This window comes from Sphaerotilus sp. (assembly GCF_034519685.1).
Lineage (GTDB): Bacteria > Pseudomonadota > Gammaproteobacteria > Burkholderiales > Burkholderiaceae_C > Sphaerotilus.
This window is the reverse complement of sequence record NZ_JAXHOF010000006.1, coordinates 2,355,801-2,379,086: the sequence shown is the minus strand read 5'-3', so window position 1 is coordinate 2,379,086 and position 23,286 is coordinate 2,355,801. Positions and strand designations below refer to the sequence as shown.

Here is a 23,286-nt window from a genome sequence, read left to right as displayed (position 1 = left end):
GTCAGAACTCCTCGGTATCGACTTCGGTCTGCGTGGCCGCGTTGTAGCGGGCGCCGCGCACGGCGTCGTGGTGGATCAGCGTGTCCAGGCGCTGCATCTGGGCCGGCGTCAGCGCGACCTTGGTGGCGCCGAGGTTCTCTTCCAGGTGCGCCACGCGGGTCGTGCCGGGAATCGGCAGGATGTGCTCGCCCCGGTGCAGCAGCCAGGCGAGCGCGAGCTGCGCCAGCGTGCAGCCGGCCTCGCGCGCGACCTCGGCCACGCCGTCCAGCAGGCGCAGGTTCTCGGCGTAGTTCGCCGGCGCGAACCGCGGCATCGCGCGGCGGATGTCCTTGGCGTCGAAGCCGGACACGTCGCGCAGCGAGCCGGGCAGGAAACCGCGCGCCACCGGACTGAACGCCACGAACGCGACGCCCAGCTCACGGCAGGCGTCGAGCACGGCAATCTCAGGGTTGCGCGTCCACAGCGAATACTCGGTCTGCAGCGCGCTGATCGGGAACACCGCGTGCGCGCGCCGCAGCGTCGCCGCCGACACCTCGGACAAACCGACGGCGCGGATCTTTCCCTCCTCCACCAACTGGCCCAGCGCACCGACCGAATCCTCGATCGGCACCGACTTGTCCCAACGGTGCAGGTAGTACAGGTCGATCACGTCCGTGCGCAGCCGCTTGAGCGCCGCCTCGCAGGTGGCCTTGAGCGTCTTCGGCCGGCCGTCGATGACCCGCACCTTGCTGCCGTCCGGCTGGGACACGCCGGCCATGCCGCACTTGCTGGCGAGCGTGAAGCGATGACGGTGCGGCGCCAGCACGCGGCCGACCAGCTCCTCGTTGGCGCCGAAGCCGTAGAGCGCGGCGGTGTCGAAATGCGTGACACCCAGGTCGAGCGCCCGCAGCAGCAGGCCCGCGGCGTCTTCGGGCGACGGCGGCACGCCGTAGGCGTGGCTGAGGTTCATGCAGCCCAGGCCGATCGGGCTGACCTGAAAAGGTCCAAGGGAACGGGTGGGCGACATGCGCGGCTCCTGGCTGTCGGGATGCGGATCAGCCCGCGTCGAGCTGCTGCTCCAGCGCATGCAGCACCTGGTAGCAGGCCAGCACGCCCTCCACGCTGGCATTCGGCTGCCGCCCTTCGCGGATCGCGGCGAAGAACTCGCGGTCCTGCAGCTCGATGCCGTTCATCGACACCGCCACCTGCGATACGTCGATCTTCTCTTCCTTGCCGCTGAACAGGTCGTCGTAGCGGGCGATGTAGGTCGCCGAGTCGCCGATGTAGCGGAAGAAGGTGCCGAGCGGGCCGTTGTTGTTGAAGGACAGGCTCAGCGTGCAGATCGCGCCGTTGGCGGCCCTGAGCTGGATGCTCATGTCCATTGCGATGCCCAGCGTCGGGTGGATCGGGCCCTGGAGGGCGTTGGCCTTCATGATCGGCGAGCCGCACTGGTAGGCGAACAGGTCCACCGTGTGCGCCGCGTGGTGCCACAGCAGGTGGTCGGTCCACGAGCGCGGCTGGCCAAGCGCATTCATGTTGCTGCGGCGGAAGAAATAGGTCTGCACATCCATCTGCTGGATGTTGAACTCGCCGGCCGTGATCTTGTTGTGGACGTACTGGTGGCTCGGGTTGAAGCGCCGGGTGTGGCCACACATCGCCACGAGCCCCGACTCCTTGGCCACGCGCACGACCTCCTCGCCCTCGACCAGCACGTCGCACAGCGGAATCTCCACCTGCACATGCTTGCCCGCCTTCAGGCAGGCCAGCGTCTGCGCGGCGTGCATCTGCGTCGGCGTGCACAGGATGACGGCGTCGACCTCGGGCAGCGCCAGCGCGTCGGCCAGATCCGTCGTGACGTGCCCGATGCCGTACTGGGCGGCGACTTCCCTGGTCTTCTCCAGGTCGCGGCTGATGAGCGAGACGACTTCGACGCCGTCGATGTTCTTGATGCCGTCGAGGTGCTTGATGCCGAATGCGCCAGCGCCGGCCAGGGCGACGCGGATGGGGCCTTGATGCGGGGTGCTCATGTCGATGGACCTTGCTTAGACGTTGTTCTCGAGGATGACGTGGCCCACCGCCGTGTTCGAGGCGGGCACATGGTAGAAGCGGTGCTTCAGGGTCGGCGCCGGGCCGCCGTTCACGTCGGCCATCGCGCCGCGCGCGATCAGCCACATGACCAGCTCGATGCCTTCCGAGCCCGCTTCGCGGACGTAGTCGATGTGCGGCGTCGCGGCGGCGGCCTCCGGGTCAGCGATCAGCTTGTCGAGCCAGGCGTTGTCCCACTCACGGTTGATCAGCCCGGCGCGGGCGCCCTGCAACTGGTGGCTCATGCCGCCAGTGCCCCAGATCTGCACATTCAGCGGGCGGTCAAAGCTCTCCACCGCCTTGCGGATCGCCTTGCCGAGGTTGAAGCAGCGCCGGCCGCTGGGCACCGGGTACTGCACGACGTTCACCGCGAACGGGATCACCGGGCACGGCCACGCCTCGGGCTGACCGCACATCAGCGACAGCGGCACGGTCAGGCCGTGGTCCACGTCCATCCGGTTGACGATGGTCAGGTCGAAGTCGTCCTGGATCACCGACTGCGCGATGTGCGCGGCCAGCTCCGGATGGCCGATGACCTTGGGCACCGGGCGCGGGCCCCAGCCTTCGTCGGCCGGCGTGAACTCGGCCGCGCAGCCGATCGCGAACGTCGGGATCAGCTCCAGGCTGAACGCGGTGGCGTGGTCGTTGTAGACGAGGAAGATGACATCGGGCGGGTTGTCCTTCATCCACTGCTTGGAGTACTCATAGCCTTGGAAGACAGGCTGCCAGTACGGCTCGCCGCTCTTGCCGAGGTCGAGCGCGGCGCCGATGGCCGGGACGTGCGAGGTGTAGACGCTGGCGGTGATCTTGGCCATCTCAGGGGCTCACTTTCGGTTGTGCATCCCCGGACTCGCCGAGGTAGCGGTTGCCCTCGGCGGAGCGGCCACCGGCGAGCATCATCGCGGCGTACTGCTCCTGGGTCATGCCGGTCATGCTGGCGGCCATGTACTGGAAACTCTTGCCGTCGGTGGCACCGATCTTGGCGAGGAAGTAGATGTTGCCGCCCGCGGCGATGCAGCGGTTCAGGTCGCGGGTCAGCACGCCCTGCTTCTGCTCCTCGGTCATCGGCCACTCGTCGAGGTAGGCGCGCTCGTCGGCCTTGAAGCGCTCGCGGTTGGCGGCCTTCATCAGCGACATGCAGAACTGGTTCAGGTGGTAGCCCTTGCGGGACTGCTCGGCGTCGAAGATGGTCGTGCCGGGCACGTCCAGGTAGGGTTTGTCGAGGGCCATGGTCAGGCTCCTTGCGTGGTGTGGGCGTCGGCAGCCGCTGCGGCTTCTTCGGGCCAGTACAGCCGCATCGGGTTGTCCACCAGCAGTTTCTGCTGCAGCTCGGCCGTCGGCGCGATGTGCGGGATGAAATCGACCAGCAGGCCGTCGTCGGGCATGTGGTCCTTCAGGTTCGGGTGCGGCCAGTCGGTGCCCCAGAGCACGCGGTCCGGGAACTCCTCGACCACGCGGCGGGCGAACGGCACGACGTCGCGGTACGCGGCCTGCTCGCCGTCCAGCGCCTTCGGGCCGGTGACGGACAGGCGCTCGGGGCAGCTCACCTTGCTCCAGACGTTCGGGTGCTGGCGCATGAATTCCAGGAACAGCGTGAACTCCGGGCCGTCGATCGGCTTGGACACGTCCGGGCGGCCCATGTGGTCGACCACCACGGTCGTCGGCAGCGCGGTGAAGAAGTCCCAGAGTTCCGGCAGATCGACCGCCTCGAAGTAGATGACGACGTGCCAGCCGAGCTTCGCGATGCGCCCGGCGATCTCCATCAGCTCGTCCTTGGGCGTGAAGTCCACCAGCCTTTTCACGAAGTTGAAGCGCACGCCGCGCACGCCGGCCGCGTGCATCGCCTGCAGTTCGTCATCCGTGACGCTGCGCCGCACGGTGGCCACGCCCCGCGCCTTGCCGCCCGAGGACACGCAGGCGTCGAGCATGGCGCGGTTGTCGGCGCCGTGGCAGGTGGCCTGCACGACGACGTTGCGGGCGAAGCCGAGGTGGTCGCGCAGCGCGTACAGCGCGTGCCTGGATGCGTCGCAGGGCGTGTACTTGCGCTCCGGTGCGTAGGGGAACTCGGCGCCGGGGCCGAAGACGTGGCAGTGCGCATCGACGGCACCGGCCGGCAGCCGGAACGTCGGTTGGCTCGGACCGGTGTACCAGTCCATCCAGCCCGCGGTCTTGGTGAAGTCACCTGTGGTGGGTTTGCTCATGACGCTCAATCCTTGTGGTTGACGTGACCGAGGATCCGGTCGGCCTCGGTGCGCCAATCGGCGCTGCGGGCGAATTCAGGGGTACCGCGTTGGCCGAACAGGCCGGTGTCGCCCAGGTCGGCGACCCAGGCCTGCCGCTCGGCCGTGCCGCTGGCAGACCACGGCGTCAGGCCCGCGTCGCGCACTGTCTCGGCAACCTCACGCACTTCCTCGCTGCGGCGGCGGCCGTGCTCAATGGCGCGCTGGAAGAAATAGGCGGCCTGCTTTTCCCAGTCGATGCCGGGAAAGGTCTCGTGCAGGCTGGCGATGACCGCGTCCTCGACGCCGTAGTGGCGCGCCGCCGTGAAGCTCTCGATGACCATGGCTTCGAGGCCCTTGACCATCACGCTGCGGCACATCTTGATCGCCGACGCCACGCCGAGCCGCTCGCTGGCGACCTGGGAGGCGAAGCCGAGCGCGTTGATCAACGGCGACAGCGCCACCGCCGATGCGCCGCCCAGCAGCAGCGGCACCTTGATCCGGTACGGCGGGATGCTGGTCATCACCGCACCTTCGACGTAGCGCCCGCCGGCCGCGTCGATCAGCGCAGCCGCGCGCTGCTTGGCGCCCGGCGAGGCCGAGTTGAAGTCGAGGAAAAACGCGCCCGGCCCGATCGCCGGCGCACAGGCCTCGGCCACCGCCACCGTCTGGCTGGCGGTCACCGCCGAGACGATGAAGTCGGCCTCGGCGGCGAGCGCCGCGTGGTCGGCCGCCAGAACGACGCCGTGGCGCGCCGCGTGCGCGCGCAGTGCGGCGCCCGCGCCCGCGTCCGTGGCGAGCTTCAACTTCAGGTCAAACGCGCTGACCGCGACGCCCTGCGCGCGCAGGTCTTCGGCCAGGATGCGGCCGACTTCGCCGTAGCCGACGAGGCCGACGCGCCAGCGGGTGGGATCGGTCATGGCGGTGTGCTCCGGAGTGTGGAGTGTGGTCAGTCAATCCGCGGGGTCAGTCGATGTACTTCAGTCCGGCCTTGGCCAGCGGCTCGCGCATCTTGTACATGTCCAGCCCCAGGATCCCCGAGGCCAGCTTGTCGCGCTTCTCGCCCTCGAAGCTCTCGCGCTTGGCGGCCAGATCGGCCACCTCGACCACCCGCGCCGCCGGCACGCAGCACACGCCGTCGTCGTCCGCCACGATCGCGTCACCCGGCGTGACCCACATGCCGGCGCAGACGACGGGGATGTTGACCGAGCCGAGCGTGGCCTTGATCGTGCCCTTGGAGCTGATGGCCTTCGACCAGACGGGGAAACCCATTTCCTTGAGCGTCTTCACGTCGCGCACGCCGGCATCGATCACCAGCGCCCGCGCACCGCGCGCCATGAACGAGGTGGCCAGCAGGTCGCCGAAGTAGCCGTCGGTGCAGTCGGCGGTGACCGCCGCGACGACGATGTCGCCCGGCTGGATCTGCTCGGCGGCGACGTGCATCATCCAGTTGTCGCCCGGCTGCAGCAGCACGGTGACCGCCGTGCCCGAGACCTGCGTGCCGACCTGGATCGGGCGCATGTAGGGCTTGAGCAGGCCGACGCGGCCCATCGCCTCGTGGACCGTCGCCGAGCCGAGGGCGGCCAGGCGATCGGTGGCTTCGCGGTTGGCACGGGAGATGTTGCGGTAGACGACACCGAGTTCGTACATGGCGGAGGTTCCTTTGGACTGACGACGGCGCCGATTCTGGCCGCGGCCCGCCATGCCGACCAGTGGGGTGCCGGACTAGCAGTTATCTCGTTTCGGCATGAACGCTCAAGACGACGGCAGGCGCCCCAGCGTCAGCACGAACTGCCCGGCCGCGTCATCGTCGCCCGCCAGCGCCTGCAGCCGGCCCCGGTGGCGCTGTGCCACGAGCTGCACGAACTGCAGCCCCAGCCCGACACCGCCGAGGTCGCCCGCGGGCAGGCCGTCGGTGCCGTGGTTCAAGCGATGGCGCTGCTCCACGCTCAGGCCCGGCCCCTGGTCGCACACGGTCAGGCACAAAGACTCCCCCGCGGGTCCGACCGCCACCCAGACGGTGACCCGCCCACCGGAGGGGCTGTGCTTGATGGCGTTGGAGACCAGGTTGCCCACCGCCCGCTGCACCAGCACCCGGTCCATCGGCCACCAGGGCGGCAGCGCCGAGGCGGTCTCGCCCGGCGCGTAGCCCCAGGTCAAGGTCACGCCCGCGGTGACAGCCTGGGGACGGAAATCCGCCGTCACATCGTCCAGCAGCGCCTCGACCGCCACCGCCGCGACCTGCAGCGGCCGCGACTCCACCTGCGCCACCCGGACGAAGTCGTCGGCGAGCTGCTGGGTGCGGGCGCCCAGGCGCTGGATCTCGGTGAGGAAGTCCGCCAGCGGCATCGGCATGCGGCCGCGCTGGTACAAGTCGGTCAGCAGCACGATGGTGTTGGCCGGCGAGCGCAGGTCGTGCGAGACGAAGGCCAGCGCGCGATCACGTCGGCGCTGCGCCTGCCGGATGGCGCTCACGTCGGCGAAGGTCACCACCCAGCGCTGCCGCTCCAGCAGCTCCACCGGGGCGAAGTGCAGCAGGAAATCTCCCAGGCGCTCGGCCCGCGCCTCCACGGTGCAGCCCACCGGCGGCGGCGCGCCGGGCTGGAACATCGCCTCCAGGTCCACGGCCTGCGTCGGCACGAACTCCACCAGCAGCCCAGGCAGCTCCATGCCCACCAAGTCCTCGGCCCGCTCCAGCTCGAAGAGCTGCGCCGCCAGCGTGTTGGCCAGCAGCACGCGGCCCCGCTCGTCGGTGACCGCCATCGCCGTCGGCAGCCCGGCCAGCGCATCCGAGAGGAAACGCCGCGCGCTGCGCACGGTCTCGGTGGCGCTGTGCAGCGTGTCCAGCCGCAACGCCAGCACATCGCACCGCCGGGACGCGGTCACGCCCGCCGCCCCGGGCTGCACACCACCTTCGGGCACCAGCCGGCCGATCTCGACCTCCAGCGCCGCCACCGCCTGCTCCAGCCGGCGCCAGCTCCACAGCGGATAGGCCAGCGCCGCTGCCAGCACCCAGGACACCGGGCTCCACCACAGCCCCCCACCCAGCGCCAGCAGGCTGGACCCGATCACCACCGGAAAGGCGCCCAGCGCCAGCACCAGCGCCCAGCGTGCCCCGAGCCGCTGGATGCCGGTCATCAGCACCAGCACCAGCAAGGCCGACCCCGCAGCGCTCGCCAGAGGCGACAGCGGCCGCACGGTGTCGCCGCTGCGCAGCGTGTGGAGCGTGTGGCCCAGCACCTCGACCCCCGGCATGGCGTGGCGCTGGCGGTTCACCGGCGTGGCCACGGTGTCGCCCAGGCCGGTGGCCGTCATGCCCACCAGCACATAGCGGCCCGCCAGCCGTTCCGGCGGCACGGCGCCGCGCAGCACATCGACGTAGGACACCCGCTCCAGTTGCCCGGGCGGGCCGGCGTAGCGCACGAGGAACCGACCGCTGCGCTGCCACGGCCCGGCGGCCAGCGCGTCAGAGGCGTCCTCGTCCACCACCGGCAAGCCGGGCGCCGGGGCCTCGCCCCCCGCCCGCAGCAAGGCCAGCGCCATGTGGGGCACCGGCGACGACGCGGCGCCGGCGCTCAGGAAGGCGTGGCGCATCACGCCATCCGCATCGACCGACGCCTCGGCCGTGCCCACGCTCACCCCGGGCGGCAGGCCCGTGACCGGCGTCAGCAGCCGGGGCGGCTGGCCGGGTCCGCCAAGCACCCAGTCCACCGACATCACCACCGGCGCGGCCAGGGCCAGCTGGCGCGCCAGCAGCGCATCCTGCGCCGGATCGGGATCGGGCTCGCTGAAGGTCACGTCCAGGCCGATGGCCCGGGGCTGCGCCTCGGCCAGCCGCGCCAGCAGGGTGCTGTGGACTGCGCGGGGCCAGGGCCAGCGCCCGATGGCGGCCACGCTGGCGTCGTCGATCGCCACGACCACGAGGCCCTCGGGCACCGGGCGGCGCCAGAAGGACAGGCCGATGTCGTACACCAGCCGGTCGGCGCGCCAGGTCCAGCCGCTCAGCGGCAGCGCAAACGCCAGCAGCGCCAGCAGCAGGGCCACCCCCGCGGTGCCCCCCGGCCAGCGCAGGCGCCTGGCGCGCAGGGTCATGGCTCGATCAGCACCGACGGTCCCTCCCCGCTCGCGGCACAGCGGCCCTGTCCGTCGCGCAGGCAGTGGGGGAGGTGGAAATGCTGCGGCGCGGTGTAGGGGCCGACGAACCCGTCCGGGTCACGGGCCCGCACACGCAGGTAGTAGCGGCCCGTGTCCGGCATCGCCACTTCCAGCACCGGCGCCTCGGTCTGGCGCGCCAGCGCCAGCGCCGCGAAGCTCGCGTCGCGGGCGAACTCGATGTCAAAGCGCTGGCCCGGCAAGCCTTGCCAGGCCAGCCGAACACCGCCCTCTCCGACCGTGGGCGGCGGCACGGGCGCGGGCAGCGCCCGCAGCTCCAGGCGGTACACCGCGCCAAACGGCCCCTGGTCGGTGGCGCTGCGCTCGCTGGCCAGTCGCCAGTGGTACACCCCCGGCGCCAGCCCGTCGAGCGTCAGGGCCGGCGACACCAACCCGCGCTGGTCGTGCACGGGCTCGCGGAAGTCTTCGGTCCGGGCCAGTTGCAGCCGGTAGCTGCGGGCGTCCTCGACGGTGGCCCAGGCGAAGTCCACCCGCGCCCCCGACAGGACCGCCTTCGGCGGCAGGTTCGTCGGCAGCGGCGGCTCGGGCCGCGCCTTCAGGGTGAAGGTGTGCTGGGCGTCCAGCCCCTGCAGGGCCTGGCCATCTTCCGCCCGCACGCGCAGGACATAGTCACCGTCCGGCAGCCCCGCGAAACGCAGTTCGGTGCCGGTGGTGCGCACGTCCTGCAGCACCGGCTCGAAGCGGGTATCCGCCGCCACCTGGCCCCGGTAGGCCACGGCCCCCGTCTGGGGCGCGAGCGCAAAGCGCACCAGCGGGCGCTCCTGCAGTGCGGGCAGCGCCGACACATCGGGCGCCGCCAGCAGCCGGACCGGCGGCGTCACCGCCCCGGTGCGGTCCACCACGACGCCAAAGCCCGCGTTGACCCGCTGGCCCGGCTGGCCCTGGCGGCCGTCGGTGGCCACCTGGCCTTCGAGCACCTCATTGCGGGTCACCTCGGCCTGGGGGTCCACGGCCACGCGGAATTCGGTGCCACGCACACCCAGCAGCCCTTGTGGCGTGCTGACCTGAAAACCGGGCAGCCCGCCGCGGGGGACTTTCTGCGCCTTGACCTCGATCTGGCCGTCCTGCACCGTCACGCCCGACACTGCCCCGCCGATCCGCGGCAGGCGACGGGACGCCTCCACCTGCACGGCGCTGGCGGCCCGCAGCGTGAGCACGGTGCCGTCGACGAGCTGCAGCGTGGCCTGGCCCTCCCCGGTGCGCAGGCCGGCGCCTTGCGCCACCGTCTGCCCGGCCACGACCGGCCGTCCGTCCGCGCCGCGCACATCGCCCGACGCCGCCAGCACCCGCGCTGGCACCGGCTCGGTGACCATCAGCCGCAAGGGAATCTGCAGCACCGTGCCGGCCGGGATGCGGCGGGGATTGGCGACCCGGTTGAGGGCCTGCAACTGCGGCCACTGCCGGGGATCGGCCAGGAAACGCCGCCCGAGCGCGATCAGGGTGTCACGCTCCGAGACCGTGTAGGAAAAGCTGGCCTCGGCAATCGCGGCGGACGCTGGGGCTGGGGTCGAGGCTGGTGCGGCCGTCGCCGCATGGACACCGGCCGACGAGGCCAGCAGCCCCGCCGCGAACACCCGGGCACGGGGGCGCCAGATCGGAGGCCGCAGAGCAACAGGGGAGAAAGACCAGGAAAGAGGCGGCATGGTGGCGTGGGCTGGGCGGCCATTGGGGCATGTCCCGAGGAAGTGGCTCGCGGAAGCAACCGGCCGGTTCCTGTCCAACACGGAACCGGGGGTTTCCTGAGTTTATCCTCGGCAGGTCGCTTGCCCTGCCCCACCCTGCCCGCCCGTCCCGGACGGGCCGCCGTCGATCAGAGCCCCTTGGCCTTCAGCGCCGCATCCAGGCGCGTGAACACGCGGCGCGCGTTGCCTTCGTAGACCTGGTAGCGCTCTTCGTCGGTCAGGTTGGCCGTCGCGGCGACATAGCGCTTGGTGTCGTCGTAGTAGTGGCCGGTTTCGGGGTCGATGCCGCGCACGGCGCCGATCATCTCGGAAGCGAACAGGATGTTCTTCACCGGGATCACCTTGGTCAGCAGGTCGATGCCGGGCTGGTGGTAGACACAGGTGTCGAAGTAGATGTTGTTCAGCAGGTGCTCGCTCAGCAGCGGTTTCTTCAGCTCCTGTGCGAGACCACGGAAACGGCCCCAGTGGTAGGGCACCGCGCCGCCGCCGTGCGGGATCAGGAATTTCAGCGTCGGGAAGTCCTTGAACAGATCACTGGTGAGGCACTGCATGAACGCGGTCGTGTCGGCGTTCAGGTAGTGCGAGCCGGTGGTGTGGAAGCAGGCGTTGCAGCTCGTCGAGACGTGGATCATCGCGGGGATGTCGTACTCGACCATCTTCTCGTAGACCGGGTACCACGCGCGATCCGACAGCGGCGGCGAGGTCCAGTGGCCGCCGGACGGGTCCGGGTTCAGGTTCAGGCCGACGTTGCCGTACTGCTCGACGCACTTGACCAGCTCGGGGATGCAGGTGGCCGGGTCCACGCCGGGCGACTGCGGCAGCATCGCGGCCGGGATGAAGTGGTCCGGGAACAGCTCGCTGACGCGGAAGCAGAGTTCGTTGCAGATCGCTGCCCAGGTGCTCGACGTCTGGAAGTCGCCAATGTGGTGGGCCATGAAGCTGGCGCGCGGGCTGAAGATCGTCAGGTCCGAGCCGCGCTGCTGCATCAGCTTCAGCTGGTTGGTCTCGATGGTCTCGCGGATCTCGTCGTCGCTGATCTTGAGGTCGGCGGCACTCGGGGCCTTGCTCGGATCCTTCAGACCCGCGATCTGCAGGTCGCGCCAGGCGCCGAGGGCGGCCGGGGCGGTGGTGTAGTGACCGTGGACGTCGATGATCATGGAAAGGTCTCCTGGTGGAACGGTTGGATTCAGTCAGCTCGGTCAGGCCGGGTCCATGCCCTGGCGGCGCTTGGCGTCGTCGGCGTCGGCCGAGGCCATGAAGGCGAGCATCTCGCGCACGGCCTGCGCCTGTTCGGGCGACGCCGTGGCGCAGACACCGGCGGAAAAAGTGGTGGTGATCTGGATCTCGGGCGGCAGCGGGCCGAGCACGTCGATGCCGCCGAGGTTGATGAGTTCGCTGTACTGCTGGAAGCCGAGTTCGACCTCGCCGCGGGCCACCAGCGAGCCGACGGGCACACCGGGCGGCGGCGTGACGAGCCGGTCCCGAAGTGCATCGGCCAGGCCCCAGCGCTCGAACAGCTTCGCCAGCGCGACACCGCTCGGCCCGGTCGAGTAGCTGACGCTGCGCGCCGAGCGCACGGCCTCGCGCACGGCGGCTTCCGAGCCGATGTCCGGCCGCAGCGCCCCGGCGCGCACCGCCACCGCCACGCCCGAATGCACCAGATCCACCTTGCTGCCCGCGACCACGCGGCCGGCGGCCAGCAGCTTGTCGATCGCATCGGACGCGAGGATCACCACGTCGAAGGCTTCGCCGGCCATCACCCGCTTGGCCGCGTCAACACCGCCGACCGACTCGATCGCCGCGGTCGCGCCCGTGCGCTGCGCGAAGGCGGCCACCAGGTCGGCCAGCACCTGGCGGGTGGCCATCGAGGAAATTCCCTTGATCGTCGGAGGCGAAGGCGGCAGGATCGGCATGGGTCTGGGCGGAACGGGCTGTGGTGGCCGGATTCTGGGCACTCACCGCCATGCCGACCAGTGCAATGGCTCACTAGCTGGTATGCCGGAACAGCATGACATCCACCCCTGACCTTCCTGTGGTGCCCACATCCCCCGTGCCGATCGAGCGGCGCGCCCTGCAGGGGCTCACCATCACCGCCGCCGGCCTCGCCGGCTTCGGCCTGATCCTCTGGATTGCCGCCTACTGGGACACGCTGGGGCGGGTCGGGCAGTTTGCGCTGCTGCAGTCGGGGGTGGTGGCCGCCTGTGCGCTGGCCTGGCGCGAAGGGGCGGCGCGGCCGGCGGCGGGCTTGCTCGCCTTGCTGGGCATCGGCGGGCTGTTCGCGTTTTTCGGGCAGACCTACCAGACCGGCGCGGATGCGTGGCAGCTCTTTGCGCTGTGGGCAGCGCTCGGGGTGCCACTGGCGGTCGGCGTGCGCAGCGACGTGGTGTGGGCGCCGTGGACGCTGGTGGCGCTGGTGGGCACCGCGCTGTGGGTGCAGGCGCACACGGGGCACCGCTGGCAGGTCAACCCCACTGACCTGTCCGTCCACCTGATCGGCTGGACGGCGGCGCTGGCGGTGTGTGCGCTGTCCAGCCCACCCGGGCGCCGCTGGCTCGGCACCGGCGTCTGGGCCTTGCGCACGGGGGCGACACTGGCCGTCGTGATGGTCAGCGCATCGGCGCTGGACGGGCTGTTCCACAGCACCGTGTTGCCGCACTACGCGCTTGGCCTGCTGGTGCTGGCAGGAGCGGCAGGGTTGCTGGCACCGCCGAAGTGGTTCGACGTGTTCGCGCTCAGCGCCGTGGCGCTCGGACTGGACACGCTGCTGGTGGCGGGGCTGGCGCGGCTGATCTTCGATTCCGGCGGCAGAGGCGAGCCGATCGGGCGGCTGCTGTTGATCGGGCTGTGCGCAGCAGGGTTGTTGGCGGCCAGCGTGTCGGTCATCCTGAAACTGGCACGTCGCGCCACATCGCCCGAGGGGCAGGCATGAACACGAACACGGACACGACCAACCCATCGAACCCGTCCGAGCGCCCGTGGCCGGTGGTGCTGTTGACGGCGCTGGGCGCGTGGCTGGCCGTGCTGCCGCTGGCGGGGGTGGTCGTGCTGCTGCTGGGCGAGATACTGATGTCCGGGGGCGGGCCGTATCTGGTGGGCGGGCTGTTGCTGGCGGGGGCCGGCGTGGTGCTGCGGACGGAGGGGATGGGCCTGTTCGTCGAGCAGGTGGCGGTCCCGATGCTGCTGCTGGGCGGGATCGCGTTCGGGTTCGGGCTGTACCGCGACCTGCCGGCGCCCCGCGCCTCGCTGACGCTGGCGGCCATGGCGCTGGGCATGGCGTGGAGCCTGCGCACCGCCTGGCTGCAGGCGCTGCTGGGCGCGTGTGCCTGTGCGCTGGTGCTGGTCAGCAGCGAGACGGCGCACTTCCTGCACTGGCGCGTGTGGCTGGCGGCGCAAGGGTGTGTGGTGCTGTGGGCGGCGCTGGCGGGAACGCGGCGGCGGAACACCGACACTCCGCTGGAAGCCATCAGCAGCGGCTGGATCCTCATGGCGCTGGCCGGGCTGGCATTCGGCTCGGGCATGACCTTCCTGGCCGGCGCCGTGCTCGACGTCTCCGGCGGCGGCACCGGGTGGTGGTCGGTCTGGCCTGGGCTGTCGGTGATGCTGGCAGCGGCGAGCGGCGCGGTCCTCTGGCACCGCCTGCCGGCGCTGCGCCAGCCGTGGTGTGCCGGAGCCGCCGCCGTGGCACTGGGGCTCGCGTGGTACATGCCGGCGCTCGGCGCGGTGTGGCTGGTCACCGCGCTGTGTGTCACCACGGGCCGGCCTCGGCTGGCAGCGGCGGCCGGCGTGGCGGCGGTGTGGATCCTGGGCGCCTTCTATTACCAGCTCGCCTGGTCGCTGGCGGACAAGGCGTCGGTGCTGGTCGGGGCGGGCGCGGTGCTCGGGCTGCTCGCGTGGCGGGGCCATCGGGCCGGGCGCCGGGCGTCTGCTGCGCCCGCGACGGTGGCCGCGGCGGCACCCGGTCGCGCCCGCCTGGGCATCGCGCTGTGCGCCGTGGCGGTGCTGGCGGTCGTCAACGTCGCCATCGGGCAGAAGGAAGACCTGCTCGCCCACGGCCGGCCGGTGTACGTCGAGCTGGCAGCCGTCGATCCGCGCTCGTTGATGCAGGGCGACTACATGGCCTTGAACTACCGGCTGAGTGACACCCTGCGCGCACAGCTCGACGGCCTCGACACGCTGGAGCGGCCGGTGGCGGTGGCCGAGGTGGATGCCCGCGGCGTGGCGCGGCTGGACCGGCTGCAGACCCCGGCCGACGCCTCGACCCCAGTCGGCCCGACCACCCTGCGCGTGCAGCTCACCCCGAAGAACGGCCGCTGGGTGCTCGTCAGCGACGCCTGGTTCTTCAAGGAAGGTGATGGCCAGCGCTGGGAGGCGGCGCGCTACGGCGAGTTCCGGGTGATGCCAGACGGGCGGGCGCTGCTGGTGGGCATGGCGGACGAGCACCTGAAACCGATCCGCTGAAGGGCTGCCGACGCAGCCCTGCGGGTCAGCCCGGCAGCGACTGCGCCGCCACCGCCTGCGGCAGGTTGCGCGCCAGATCGGTCAGCAGGCTGCGGGTCTGGCGCATCAGCGGCGTGGCCCGCTGCCGCGACGACGCCGCCAGACACAGCACGCTCGGCAGGCTCGGCGCCACGATCGGCCGCACCGACAGCGCATCCGCCCGCCCGGACGCCGCCACCGCGCTGGCCGTGAGCACCGCGTGGCCATAGCCGGCGCAGACCAGGTCGAGGATGGACGCCACGCTCGACACCTCCCAGGCGATGTCCAGCCGCAGCCCCGCCAGCATCGCCTGCGTGTCCAGCAGGCGCCGAATCACATGCGCCCGCTCCGGCAGCACCAGCGCGAACTGCCCCAGCTCACGCAGCGGCAGCGGCCCCCGCGATCCCGCCTCGGCCGCCGAGGCCGGCTGCACCAGGCAGAGGATTTCCTCCAGCACCGCCTCGATCTCCAGCCCCGGCTGTGCCTCCGGGTTGTAGAGCAGCCCCAGGTCCACACGGCCCGAGGTGATCCACTCGGCGATGTGGGTGGACAGGCCCTCGACGATCGCCAGCCTGGCCCGTGGCATGCGCCGGCGGAAGCCATCGATCAGCGGCAGCGTCAACTGCCGGCCGATCGTCGGCGGCAGCCCGACCGTGATCTGCCCGACCGGCTCGTCGCGGCTGGCCGTCATCTCGGCCCGCGCCTGGCCGACCAGTTGCAGGATGGCCACGCCGTGCTCGAACAGCCGCCGCCCCGCCTCGGTCAGCTCCACCCCGCGCCCGGTGCGCAGCAGCAGCGTCTCGCGCAGCTCGGTCTCCAGCGCCCGCACCTGCCGGCTCAGGGCGGACTGCGCGATGTCGAGCACCACGGCAGCCTTGCTGAAGCTCTTCAGTTCGGCGACGTGGATGAAGGTGTCGAGTTGCTTGAGGTCCATGGCGGAGAGCGGTGGGAAGCCGGGCCGGTACAATGAGGCATGCAGTTTTCCACACTGTCACACCCTGACCGTCCGGCCAGCTTCCCTGGATGCGGATTGCCGCGTGGGTATTTCTGCACGGTCACGCCCCCCTGACCGGTTGAACACGGCCGCCACAGCGTTCTGTGGCCCGCCGTTGCGCTGCATCCGCCTTCCCTTTTTCCTGCCCGTTCGCCTGCGGCAATGTTCGGGCTGTTTCCCTTCATCATGCAATCAACTTCCTTTCGCCAGGACTGGCTCGGCAACGTCCGTGGCGACCTGCTGGCCGGTCTCGTCGTCGCACTGGCCCTGATCCCTGAAGCCATCGCGTTTTCCATCATCGCCGGCGTGGACCCGAAAGTCGGTCTGTACGCCTCGTTCTCGATTTCCGTGGTCATCGCCATCGCCGGCGGGCGTCCAGGCATGATTTCCGCCGCCACGGGCGCCATGGCGCTGGTCATGGTGACGCTTGTCAAGGAACACGGCCTGCAGTACCTGCTGGTCGCCACGCTGCTGACCGGTGTGCTGCAAATCATCGCAGGTGCCCTGAAGCTGGGGTCGCTGATGCGCTTCGTGTCGCGGTCGGTCGTCACCGGCTTCGTCAACGCGCTGGCCATCCTCATCTTCATGGCGCAACTGCCTGAACTGACGAACATGCCCTGGACGGTCTACGCCATGACGGCCGCTGGGCTGGCGATCATCTACGGCTTCCCCTACCTCACCAAGGCCATCCCTTCGCCGCTCGTCACGATCGTGGTGCTCACGGCGGTGGCGATGGCACTGGACCTGGACGTGCGCCGGGTCGGCGACATGGGGGAGCTGCCCGATAGCCTGCCCGTGTTCCTGCTGCCGGATGTGCCGTTGACGCTGGACACGCTCTGGCTGGTGCTGCCGTACTCGCTCACGCTGACGGTGGTGGGGTTGCTGGAGTCGATGATGACGGCCGCCATCGTGGACGAACTGACCGACACCGACAGCGACAAGAACCGCGAATGCATGGGCCAGGGCGCCGCCAACATCGCCACCGGCCTGCTCGGCGGCATGGCGGGCTGCGCGATGATCGGCCAGTCGGTCATCAACGTGAAGTCTGGCGGCCGGGGCCGGCTGTCCACCTTCGTGGCCGGGCTGTTCCTGCTGATTCTGGTGGTGTTCCTGGGGCCGTGGGTCGAGAAGATCCCGATGGCCGCCCTGGTCGCCGTGATGATCATGGTCAGCATCGGCACCTTCAGCTGGGAGTCGATCCGCAATCTGCGCGAGCATCCGCCCAGCTCATCCATCGTGATGCTGGCAACCGTGGTGGTGACGGTCCTCAGCCACGACCTGGCCAAAGGCGTGTTCGTCGGGGTGCTGCTGTCGGGGGTGTTCTTTGCCCACAAGGTCGGACAGGTGATGCGGGTCAGCAGCCGCCTGGTCGGCTTGGTCGAAGAAGGTCAGACACGGCACTACGAAGTCGTCGGGCAGGTGTTCTTCGCCTCCGCTGACCGCTTCATTGCCTCGTTCGACTTCAGGGAAGTGATCCCCCAGGTGGTCATCGACGTCAGCCGCGGGCACTTCTGGGACATCACCGCGATCAATGCCCTGGACCGGGTGGTGATGAAATTCCGGCGCGAAGGCACGCAGGTCGAGGTCATCGGCATGGACGAGGCCAGCACCACGCTGGTGGATCGTTTCGGGAGCTACCACAAACCCGGTGCCCTGGAGCACCTGATGCACATGGAAGGGCACAAGCTGTGAACAACACCAAGGCCAAGGCCACACACACGCACAAGGTCTGCGCCTGCCTCGACAGGCATCCCGAAACCGCTTCGGTGATCGACTGGGCGGCCTGGGCGGCCGGGCGGCTGGACGCCCCGCTGGAGCTGCTGCATGTGCTGGAGCGGCCAGCCGACCGGGCGGGTGCCGACTACACCGGCGCCCTCGGGCTGGGCGCACAGGAAACCCTGCTGCTGCAACTCGCCGAACTGGATGAAGCCCGTGGCCGGCTGGCGCAGGAGGCCGGGCGGCATCTGCTGGCGGCCGGGCAGGCGCATGTGCATGCGCTGACGGCCGGCCTGTCGCACTGCAGCACCCGCCTGCGACACGGCGAACTGGTGGACGCGGCCCTGGAAGGAGAGCACGACACGCGCCTGTTCGTGCTGGGACAGCACCACCGCGACCAGCATCCGGTGCGGCGGCACCTGGATCACCACCTCGAACGTCTGATCCGCGCGGTGCAGCGGCCCGTGCTGGTCAGCACAGGGTCGTTTGCAGCGCCGACGCGCTTTGCCATCGCCTACGACGGCAGCCCCACCGCACAGCGGGCAATGGAGCGCGTGGCACAAAGCCCTCTGCTGACAGGACTGCCCGCCGAGCTGGTGATGGCAGGGCGCGACACCGCCAGCCATCACCAGACCCTCGCCCAGGCACGGCAACACCTGGAGGCAGCCGGCTTCCTGGTGACCACCACCCTGCTCGAAGGGGAACCCGAGCAGCAACTGCCCGCCCACCTGAAGGCCAACGGCACCTCGCTGCTGGTCATCGGCGCCTACGGTCACACCCGCATCCGCGAATGGATCGTCGGCAGCACGACCACGGCGCTGCTGCGCGCCAGTCCGTGCCCGCTGCTCATCCTGCGTTGAGCAGCGCGACAGGGCAGCCTGCTACGCTCGGCGACCTTTCCCCTCTGCTGCCCGCCTTGACCGGCGACCTCACCATGTCCACCCTCACCTTCGACGACAACGAAACCCTCGAAGCCGCCCGCGCCCGCAATGTGCGCGACGCGCTGTATGAAGACATCGGCCGCTGCGACTGGACGGCGATGCTGGTGCCCGCCGGCCGCACGGTGCGGGCCCGCGTGGTGGCCAAGGAGCGCGGCGTGCTGTGCGGCCGGGACTGGTTCGAGGCCTGCATGACCGCCTGCAGCCCCGACACCCGCGTCGAGTGGACGCTCGCCGAAGGCGACGTGTTCGAGGTCGGCACCGAGGTCTGCCGCATGACGGGCGACAGCCGCGCCCTGCTCAGCGCCGAGCGTTCGTCGCTGAACTTCCTGCAGATGCTCTCGGGCGTGGCCACCGTGACGCGCAGCTATGTGGACGCCATCGCCGGGCTGTCGCCGAACCCGCGCGGCTGTCTGGTGCTCGACACGCGCAAGACGCTGCCCGGGCTGCGCCAGGCGCAGAAGTACGCGGTGCGCATCGGCGGCGGGGCCAACCAGCGGCTGGCGCTCTGGCACGGCATCCTCATCAAGGAAAACCACATCGCCGCCGCCGGCAGCATCACCGCCGCGCTGCGGGCGGCCGAGGCGCTGCAGTCGGGCGTGACGGTGCAGATCGAGGTGGAGAACCTCGCCGAGCTGGAAGAGGCGCTGGCCGGCGGCGCCACCAGCGTGCTGATCGACGACTTCAGCTTCGACGACATGCGCGCGGCCGTGGCGCTCAACGCCGGCCGGGCGCTGCTCGAAGTTTCCGGCGGCGTGGACATGACCACGATCCGCGAGATCGCCGCCACCGGCGTGGACCGCATCTCGATCGGGCGGCTGACCAAGGAAATTCACGCGATCGACCTGTCGATGCGCGTGCTGGGTTGATCACGTCCGCTGACGGCGAAGCCCCCCTCCCGACCTCCCCCCGCTGGGGGGAGGAGTTCGCGCAGAGTCGCTCGACCGTCAGCTGTCTGGCTCTGGCTCCCTCCCCCAGCGGGGGAGGGTTGGGGTGGGGGCCGGGAACTGCGCTGACCTACCCCGCCAGCGTCTGCCGGACCGCCCGGTCCCACTGCCCCATCAGCTCATCCGCCCGCTCCCGCGCCATCGTCGGCTCGAAGCGCCGCTCCACCCGCCACTGCGCTGACAGCTCCTCCCGGCTGTGCCACACCCCCGTGGCCAGCCCGGCGAGGTAGGCTGCGCCCAGCGCCGTCGTCTCCGTCACCTGCGGACGCACGACCGGGATGCCGAGCAGATCGGCCTGGAACTGCATCAGCAGGTCGTTGACACACGCCCCGCCGTCCACGCGCAGCTCGGTCACCGCCGCGCCGCCGTTGGCCACCGCGTCGCGGCTCATCGCCTGCAGCAGCGCGGTGCTCTGGAAGGCGATGCTCTCCAGCGCGGCGCGGGCGATGTGCGCGACCGTCGTGCCGCGCGAGAGACCCACGATGGCGCCCCGGGCGTCCGGCTGCCAGTACGGCGCGCCCAGCCCGGTGAAGGCCGGCACGAACACCACGCCGCCCGCGTCCGGCACGCTCTCGGCCAGCCCCTGCACCTCGGCGCTGCTGCGGATGGCGTTCAGCCCGTCGCGCAGCCACTGCACCACCGCGCCGCCGATGAACACGCTGCCTTCCAGCGCGAACTCCGGCGCTGGGCCGGTCTGCGCAGCACTCGTCGTCAGCAGGCCGTTGTGCGAGGTCGGGCGCTGTGCGCCGGTGTGCATCAACAGGAAGCAGCCGGTGCCGTAGGTGTTCTTGGCCAGCCCGGCCGTGAAACACGCCTGTCCGAACAGCGCGCTCTGCTGGTCGCCCGCGATGCCCGCCACCGGGATCGGCGCACCGAACAGCGCCGCGTCCGTCTCGCCGAAGCGGTGGCTGGACGGATGCACCTCGGGCAGCACCGACGCCGGGATGTCCAGCCGCGCCAGCATCGCCTCATCCCAGCGGTTGGCGCCGATGTCGAACAGCATCGTGCGCGATGCGTTGCTCACATCGGTCGCGTGGACCCGCCCGCCCGTCAACTGCCACAGCAGCCACGCATCCACCGTCCCGAACGCCAGCTCGCCCCGGTCCGCCGCCGCACGCGCGCCTGGCACCTGGTCGAGCAGCCAGCGCAGCTTGGTCCCCGAAAAATACGGGTCGATCACCAGCCCGGTCGTCGCGCCGATCGCCCCCGCCAGCCCCTGCGCGCGCAGCTCGGCGCACAGCGGCTCGGTGCGCCGGTCCTGCCAGACGATGGCGTGGTGCAGCGGCCGACCGGTGCGGCGGTTCCACAGCAAGGTGGTTTCACGCTGGTTGGTGATGCCGATGGCGGCGATGTCGGCGGCCTTCAGGCCGGCCTTGGCCAGCGCCTCGTGCGCGGTGGCGAGCTGCGATGACCAGATTTCGTCCGGGTCGTGCTCCACCCAGCCGGGCTGCGGGAAGTGCTGGCGGAACTCGCGCTGCGCCTGCGCGACGACCTGGCCGGTCTCGTCGAAGACGATGCTGCGGGAGCTGGAGGTGCCCTGGTCGAGGGCGAGGAGGTAGGGCATGGGGGAAAACTCCTTGGGCGATCGGACCGCGGCTCAGGCGATCTCGCACTGCACGCCGGCCTCGGCCAGCAGCGCGGGAAACGGCTCGGGGGGCGCGGCGTCGGTGTAGAGCCGGTCGAGGTCAGCGAAGCGGGCCACCTCGACCATCGCCGGGCGGTTGAACTTGACGTGGTCGGCGGCGAGCCAGACCTCGCGCGACTGGGCGATGATGGCCCGCGCTACCGTGACCTCGCGGTAGTCGAAGTCGCGCAGCGTGCCATCGGCCTCGATGCCGGAGATGCCGATCAGGCCGATGTCCACCTTGAACTGGCGGATGAAATCGACCGCCGCCTCGCCGATCACGCCGTGGTCCCGCGCGCGCACCACGCCGCCGGCCACGATGACCTCGCAGTCCGGGTTGTCGCAGAGGATGCCGGCCACGTTCAGGTTGTTGGTGATGACACGCAGCCCCCGGTGGTGCAGCAGCTCGCGCGCCACCGCCTCGGTGGTCGTGCCGATGTTGAGCAGCAGCGAGCAGCCCTCGGGCACGGCGCGCGCGATGGCGCGGGCGATGCGCTGCTTGCCTTCGGCGTTGAGGGCTTCGCGCTGGCGGTGGGCGAGGTTCTCGGTGGTCGAGCCGGGCAGGCGCACACCGCCGTGGAAACGCGCCACCAGCCCCGCCTCGGCCAGCAGCTTCACGTCGCGGCGCACCGTCTGCAGCGTCACGCCGAAGCGTTCGGCCAGCGCCTCGACGGTGGCCGAACCACGGGAGCGCAGGTCATCGAGCAGCGCGGACTGGCGGGGATGCAAGGTCATGGGAAACGAAGCCTAACGAACACACAAGCGAACACAAACAGGGAAAACACGCAGCCAAAACGAACACAATGCCGATCATATAACGCACAAACGAATACAAACGATCATAATAGCGCCTCCCTCGACGATCATCCGAACATTCGACCCGCCATGACCTCACACGATCCGACCGCTCCGCACGACTGCGATGTGCTCATCGTCGGCGGCGGCATCAACGGCGCCGGCATCGCCCGCGACCTGGCCGGGCGCGGCTGGCGCGTGGTGCTGGCCGAGCAGGACGACCTGGCCTCGCACACCTCGTCGTCGTCCACCAAGCTGATCCACGGTGGGCTGCGCTATCTGGAGTACCACGAGTATTCGCTGGTGCGCAAAGCCTTGCAGGAGCGCGAGGTGCTGCTGAAGAGCGCGCCACACATCATGTGGCCGCTGCGCTTCGTCATGCCGCACGACCCGTCGATGCGGCCAGCGTGGCTGATCCGGCTCGGGCTGTTCCTCTATGACCACCTGGCGCGGCGCGAGGTGCTGCCCGGATCGCACGGCATCGACCTGCGCCGCCACCCGGCCGGCGCGCCGCTGAAGGCCGGCTACACGCGCGGCTTCGTCTACTCGGACGGCTGGGTGGACGACGCGCGGCTGGTCGTGCTCAACGCGATCGACGCCCGCGACCACGGCGCCCGGATCCTCACCCGCACCCGCTGCACCGCCGCCGTGCGCGACGCCCAGGGCTGGACGGCGACCCTGCAGCCGGCGGCCGGCGGCGCGCCGCAGACAGTGCGCGCCCGCGCGCTGGTCAACGCGGCTGGGCCGTGGGCAGAAACCTTCCTGCGCCAGCAGGCGCAGCCCGCCCGCGGCGAGGCGCTGGCCACGCGCAGCCTGCGCCTGGTCAAGGGCAGCCACATCATCGTGCCGCGCTGCTTCGACCACGACCACGCCTACATCTTCCAGAACCCGGACAAGCGCATCATCTTCGCCATCCCCTACGAACGCGAGTTCACGCTGATCGGCACCACCGACCAGGAGCTGCACGGCGACCCGCGCGGCGCCCGCATCGACGCCGGCGAAGTCGACTACCTCTGCGCGCAAGCCAGCCGCTACTTCACCCGCCCGGTCACGCCGGTCGACGTGGTGTGGAGCTACTCGGGCGTGCGGCCGCTGCTGGACGATGCGTCGGGCGATACGTCCGCCGTGACACGCGACTACCTGCTGGAGCCGAACACCGACGCCGCGCCGCTGCTGAGTGTCTGGGGCGGCAAGATCACCACGTTCCGCAAGCTGGCCGAGGACGCTGCCGACGACATCGGCCGCCTGCTCGGCGAACACCGCCCGGCGTGGACTGCGGGCCGCACGCTGCCCGGCGGCGACTTCTCGGCCTGGATCGGCCCGGCGCAGCGGCCGGACACCGATTTCGCGCGGCTGCTCGCCGAGGTCCAGCGGCGCCATCCGTGGCTGCCCGCCGCGCTCGCGCAGCGACTGGCGCGCGCCTACGGCAGCCGGATCGGCGAGCTGCTCGCCGGCCTCCACGACCGGGGCGGGCTGGGCGCGGAGGTCGCACCGGGGCTGCACGAAGCCGAGCTGCGTTTCCTGCAAACGACCGAGTGGGCCACCTGCGCCGACGACGTGCTCTGGCGGCGCAGCAAGCTGGGGCTGCATTACAACGAGGCGCAGCGGGCACGGGTGCGTGACTGGATGGGCGGCTGAAGCCGGCCGGCTAGACTGCG

General features: G+C 70.6%; 20 protein-coding genes. 6 read left to right on the top strand and 14 right to left on the bottom strand.

Features of this window, described 5'->3' with window-relative positions; genetic code table 11:
* Position 1 precedes the first annotated feature (1 nt).
* The 11 genes from U5O44_RS21680 to U5O44_RS21630 form a co-directional block, all read right to left on the bottom strand.
* On the bottom strand, positions 2 to 1,006 hold the full coding sequence (locus U5O44_RS21680) for an aldo/keto reductase (RefSeq protein ID WP_322590448.1): 1,005 nt from the start codon (positions 1,004 to 1,006) through the stop codon (positions 2 to 4).
* A gap of 28 nt (positions 1,007 to 1,034) precedes the next feature.
* Positions 1,035 to 2,006: a Gfo/Idh/MocA family oxidoreductase gene (locus tag U5O44_RS21675; protein ID WP_322590447.1), complete on the bottom strand. Its 972-nt coding sequence runs from the start codon at positions 2,004 to 2,006 to the stop codon at positions 1,035 to 1,037.
* 15 nt (positions 2,007 to 2,021) lie between these two features.
* On the bottom strand, positions 2,022 to 2,879 hold the full coding sequence (locus U5O44_RS21670; protein ID WP_322590446.1) for a class III extradiol dioxygenase subunit beta: 858 nt from the start codon (positions 2,877 to 2,879) through the stop codon (positions 2,022 to 2,024).
* Between the two features lies 1 nt (position 2,880).
* The gene (gene ligA / locus U5O44_RS21665) at positions 2,881 to 3,294 is read right to left on the bottom strand and encodes a protocatechuate 4,5-dioxygenase subunit alpha (protein ID WP_322590445.1); all 414 of its coding nucleotides are present in this window, start codon (positions 3,292 to 3,294) and stop codon (positions 2,881 to 2,883) included.
* 2 nt (positions 3,295 to 3,296) lie between these two features.
* Positions 3,297 to 4,265: an amidohydrolase family protein gene (locus U5O44_RS21660; protein WP_322590444.1), complete on the bottom strand. Its 969-nt coding sequence runs from the start codon at positions 4,263 to 4,265 to the stop codon at positions 3,297 to 3,299.
* A gap of 5 nt (positions 4,266 to 4,270) precedes the next feature.
* Positions 4,271 to 5,203, bottom strand: coding sequence for an NAD(P)-dependent oxidoreductase (locus U5O44_RS21655; RefSeq protein WP_322590443.1), 933 nt, complete (start codon positions 5,201 to 5,203; stop codon positions 4,271 to 4,273).
* Between the two features lie 46 nt (positions 5,204 to 5,249).
* Positions 5,250 to 5,933, bottom strand: a complete 684-nt coding sequence (ligK, locus tag U5O44_RS21650; protein WP_322590442.1) for a 4-carboxy-4-hydroxy-2-oxoadipate aldolase/oxaloacetate decarboxylase — start codon at positions 5,931 to 5,933, stop codon at positions 5,250 to 5,252.
* A 105-nt stretch (positions 5,934 to 6,038) separates the two neighbouring features.
* On the bottom strand, positions 6,039 to 8,375 hold the full coding sequence (locus tag U5O44_RS21645; RefSeq protein WP_322590441.1) for a CHASE2 domain-containing protein: 2,337 nt from the start codon (positions 8,373 to 8,375) through the stop codon (positions 6,039 to 6,041).
* Complete coding sequence (locus tag U5O44_RS21640) at positions 8,372 to 10,099, bottom strand: FecR domain-containing protein (protein WP_322590440.1); 1,728 nt, start codon at positions 10,097 to 10,099, stop codon at positions 8,372 to 8,374. The genes U5O44_RS21645 and U5O44_RS21640 overlap by 4 nt, the downstream gene beginning before the upstream one ends.
* A 167-nt stretch (positions 10,100 to 10,266) precedes the next feature.
* Positions 10,267 to 11,295 (bottom strand): amidohydrolase family protein, encoded by a 1,029-nt coding sequence (locus U5O44_RS21635; protein ID WP_322590439.1) that lies wholly within the window; start codon positions 11,293 to 11,295, stop codon positions 10,267 to 10,269.
* A gap of 42 nt (positions 11,296 to 11,337) precedes the next feature.
* Positions 11,338 to 12,003 carry a substrate-binding domain-containing protein gene (locus tag U5O44_RS21630; protein WP_322590438.1) on the bottom strand — a complete coding sequence of 222 codons (666 nt, stop codon included), beginning with the start codon at positions 12,001 to 12,003 and terminating at the stop codon, positions 11,338 to 11,340.
* A gap of 170 nt (positions 12,004 to 12,173) precedes the next feature.
* Here U5O44_RS21630 and U5O44_RS21625 point away from each other — a divergent pair, with 170 nt between their 5' ends.
* Entirely contained in the window at positions 12,174 to 13,067 is an 894-nt protein-coding gene (locus U5O44_RS21625) for a DUF2157 domain-containing protein (protein WP_322590437.1), read from the top strand.
* Entirely contained in the window at positions 13,064 to 14,596 is a 1,533-nt protein-coding gene (locus U5O44_RS21620; RefSeq protein WP_322590436.1) for a GDYXXLXY domain-containing protein, read from the top strand. The genes U5O44_RS21625 and U5O44_RS21620 overlap by 4 nt, the downstream gene beginning before the upstream one ends.
* Positions 14,597 to 14,621: 25 nt before the next feature.
* On the opposite strand, the gene U5O44_RS21615 is transcribed toward U5O44_RS21620, so the two are convergent.
* The gene (locus U5O44_RS21615; protein WP_322590435.1) at positions 14,622 to 15,548 is read right to left on the bottom strand and encodes a LysR family transcriptional regulator; all 927 of its coding nucleotides are present in this window, start codon (positions 15,546 to 15,548) and stop codon (positions 14,622 to 14,624) included.
* 246 nt (positions 15,549 to 15,794) lie between these two features.
* Here U5O44_RS21615 and U5O44_RS21610 point away from each other — a divergent pair, with 246 nt between their 5' ends.
* The 3 genes from U5O44_RS21610 to nadC all read left to right on the top strand — a co-directional run bounded on the left by U5O44_RS21610 (position 15,795) and on the right by nadC (position 19,131).
* Positions 15,795 to 17,300 (top strand): SulP family inorganic anion transporter, encoded by a 1,506-nt coding sequence (locus U5O44_RS21610; protein ID WP_322590434.1) that lies wholly within the window; start codon positions 15,795 to 15,797, stop codon positions 17,298 to 17,300.
* Positions 17,297 to 18,184 carry a universal stress protein gene (locus U5O44_RS21605; protein ID WP_322590433.1) on the top strand — a complete coding sequence of 296 codons (888 nt, stop codon included), beginning with the start codon at positions 17,297 to 17,299 and terminating at the stop codon, positions 18,182 to 18,184. The genes U5O44_RS21610 and U5O44_RS21605 overlap by 4 nt, the downstream gene beginning before the upstream one ends.
* A 74-nt stretch (positions 18,185 to 18,258) precedes the next feature.
* The gene (gene nadC / locus U5O44_RS21600) at positions 18,259 to 19,131 is read left to right on the top strand and encodes a carboxylating nicotinate-nucleotide diphosphorylase (protein ID WP_322590432.1); all 873 of its coding nucleotides are present in this window, start codon (positions 18,259 to 18,261) and stop codon (positions 19,129 to 19,131) included.
* Between the two features lie 148 nt (positions 19,132 to 19,279).
* On the opposite strand, the gene glpK is transcribed toward nadC, so the two are convergent.
* Positions 19,280 to 20,773: a glycerol kinase GlpK gene (glpK, locus tag U5O44_RS21595; RefSeq protein WP_322590431.1), complete on the bottom strand. Its 1,494-nt coding sequence runs from the start codon at positions 20,771 to 20,773 to the stop codon at positions 19,280 to 19,282.
* Positions 20,774 to 20,806: 33 nt separating this feature from the next.
* On the bottom strand, positions 20,807 to 21,568 hold the full coding sequence (locus tag U5O44_RS21590; protein WP_322590430.1) for a DeoR/GlpR family DNA-binding transcription regulator: 762 nt from the start codon (positions 21,566 to 21,568) through the stop codon (positions 20,807 to 20,809).
* A gap of 150 nt (positions 21,569 to 21,718) precedes the next feature.
* Here U5O44_RS21590 and glpD point away from each other — a divergent pair, with 150 nt between their 5' ends.
* On the top strand, positions 21,719 to 23,266 hold the full coding sequence (gene glpD / locus U5O44_RS21585) for a glycerol-3-phosphate dehydrogenase (protein ID WP_322590429.1): 1,548 nt from the start codon (positions 21,719 to 21,721) through the stop codon (positions 23,264 to 23,266).
* Positions 23,267 to 23,286: the final 20 nt, after the last annotated feature.

What these genes read in the sequence shown, in the direction of transcription:
- U5O44_RS21680 (WP_322590448.1), bottom strand. Translation starts at nt 1,006, where the DNA reads ATGTCGCCCACCCGTTCCCTTGGACCTTTTCAGGTCAGCCCGATCGGC.
- U5O44_RS21675 (WP_322590447.1), bottom strand. Translation starts at nt 2,006, where the DNA reads ATGAGCACCCCGCATCAAGGCCCCATCCGCGTCGCCCTGGCCGGCGCT.
- U5O44_RS21670 (WP_322590446.1), bottom strand. Translation starts at nt 2,879, where the DNA reads ATGGCCAAGATCACCGCCAGCGTCTACACCTCGCACGTCCCGGCCATC.
- ligA (WP_322590445.1), bottom strand. Translation starts at nt 3,294, where the DNA reads ATGGCCCTCGACAAACCCTACCTGGACGTGCCCGGCACGACCATCTTC.
- U5O44_RS21660 (WP_322590444.1), bottom strand. Translation starts at nt 4,265, where the DNA reads ATGAGCAAACCCACCACAGGTGACTTCACCAAGACCGCGGGCTGGATG.
- U5O44_RS21655 (WP_322590443.1), bottom strand. Translation starts at nt 5,203, where the DNA reads ATGACCGATCCCACCCGCTGGCGCGTCGGCCTCGTCGGCTACGGCGAA.
- ligK (WP_322590442.1), bottom strand. Translation starts at nt 5,933, where the DNA reads ATGTACGAACTCGGTGTCGTCTACCGCAACATCTCCCGTGCCAACCGC.
- U5O44_RS21645 (WP_322590441.1), bottom strand. Translation starts at nt 8,375, where the DNA reads ATGACCCTGCGCGCCAGGCGCCTGCGCTGGCCGGGGGGCACCGCGGGG.
- U5O44_RS21640 (WP_322590440.1), bottom strand. Translation starts at nt 10,099, where the DNA reads ATGCCGCCTCTTTCCTGGTCTTTCTCCCCTGTTGCTCTGCGGCCTCCG.
- U5O44_RS21635 (WP_322590439.1), bottom strand. Translation starts at nt 11,295, where the DNA reads ATGATCATCGACGTCCACGGTCACTACACCACCGCCCCGGCCGCCCTC.
- U5O44_RS21630 (WP_322590438.1), bottom strand. Translation starts at nt 12,003, where the DNA reads ATGGCCACCCGCCAGGTGCTGGCCGACCTGGTGGCCGCCTTCGCGCAG.
- U5O44_RS21620 (WP_322590436.1), top strand. Translation starts at nt 13,064, where the DNA reads ATGAACACGAACACGGACACGACCAACCCATCGAACCCGTCCGAGCGC.
- U5O44_RS21615 (WP_322590435.1), bottom strand. Translation starts at nt 15,548, where the DNA reads ATGGACCTCAAGCAACTCGACACCTTCATCCACGTCGCCGAACTGAAG.
- U5O44_RS21610 (WP_322590434.1), top strand. Translation starts at nt 15,795, where the DNA reads ATGCAATCAACTTCCTTTCGCCAGGACTGGCTCGGCAACGTCCGTGGC.
- nadC (WP_322590432.1), top strand. Translation starts at nt 18,259, where the DNA reads ATGTCCACCCTCACCTTCGACGACAACGAAACCCTCGAAGCCGCCCGC.
- glpK (WP_322590431.1), bottom strand. Translation starts at nt 20,773, where the DNA reads ATGCCCTACCTCCTCGCCCTCGACCAGGGCACCTCCAGCTCCCGCAGC.
- U5O44_RS21590 (WP_322590430.1), bottom strand. Translation starts at nt 21,568, where the DNA reads ATGACCTTGCATCCCCGCCAGTCCGCGCTGCTCGATGACCTGCGCTCC.
- glpD (WP_322590429.1), top strand. Translation starts at nt 21,719, where the DNA reads ATGACCTCACACGATCCGACCGCTCCGCACGACTGCGATGTGCTCATC.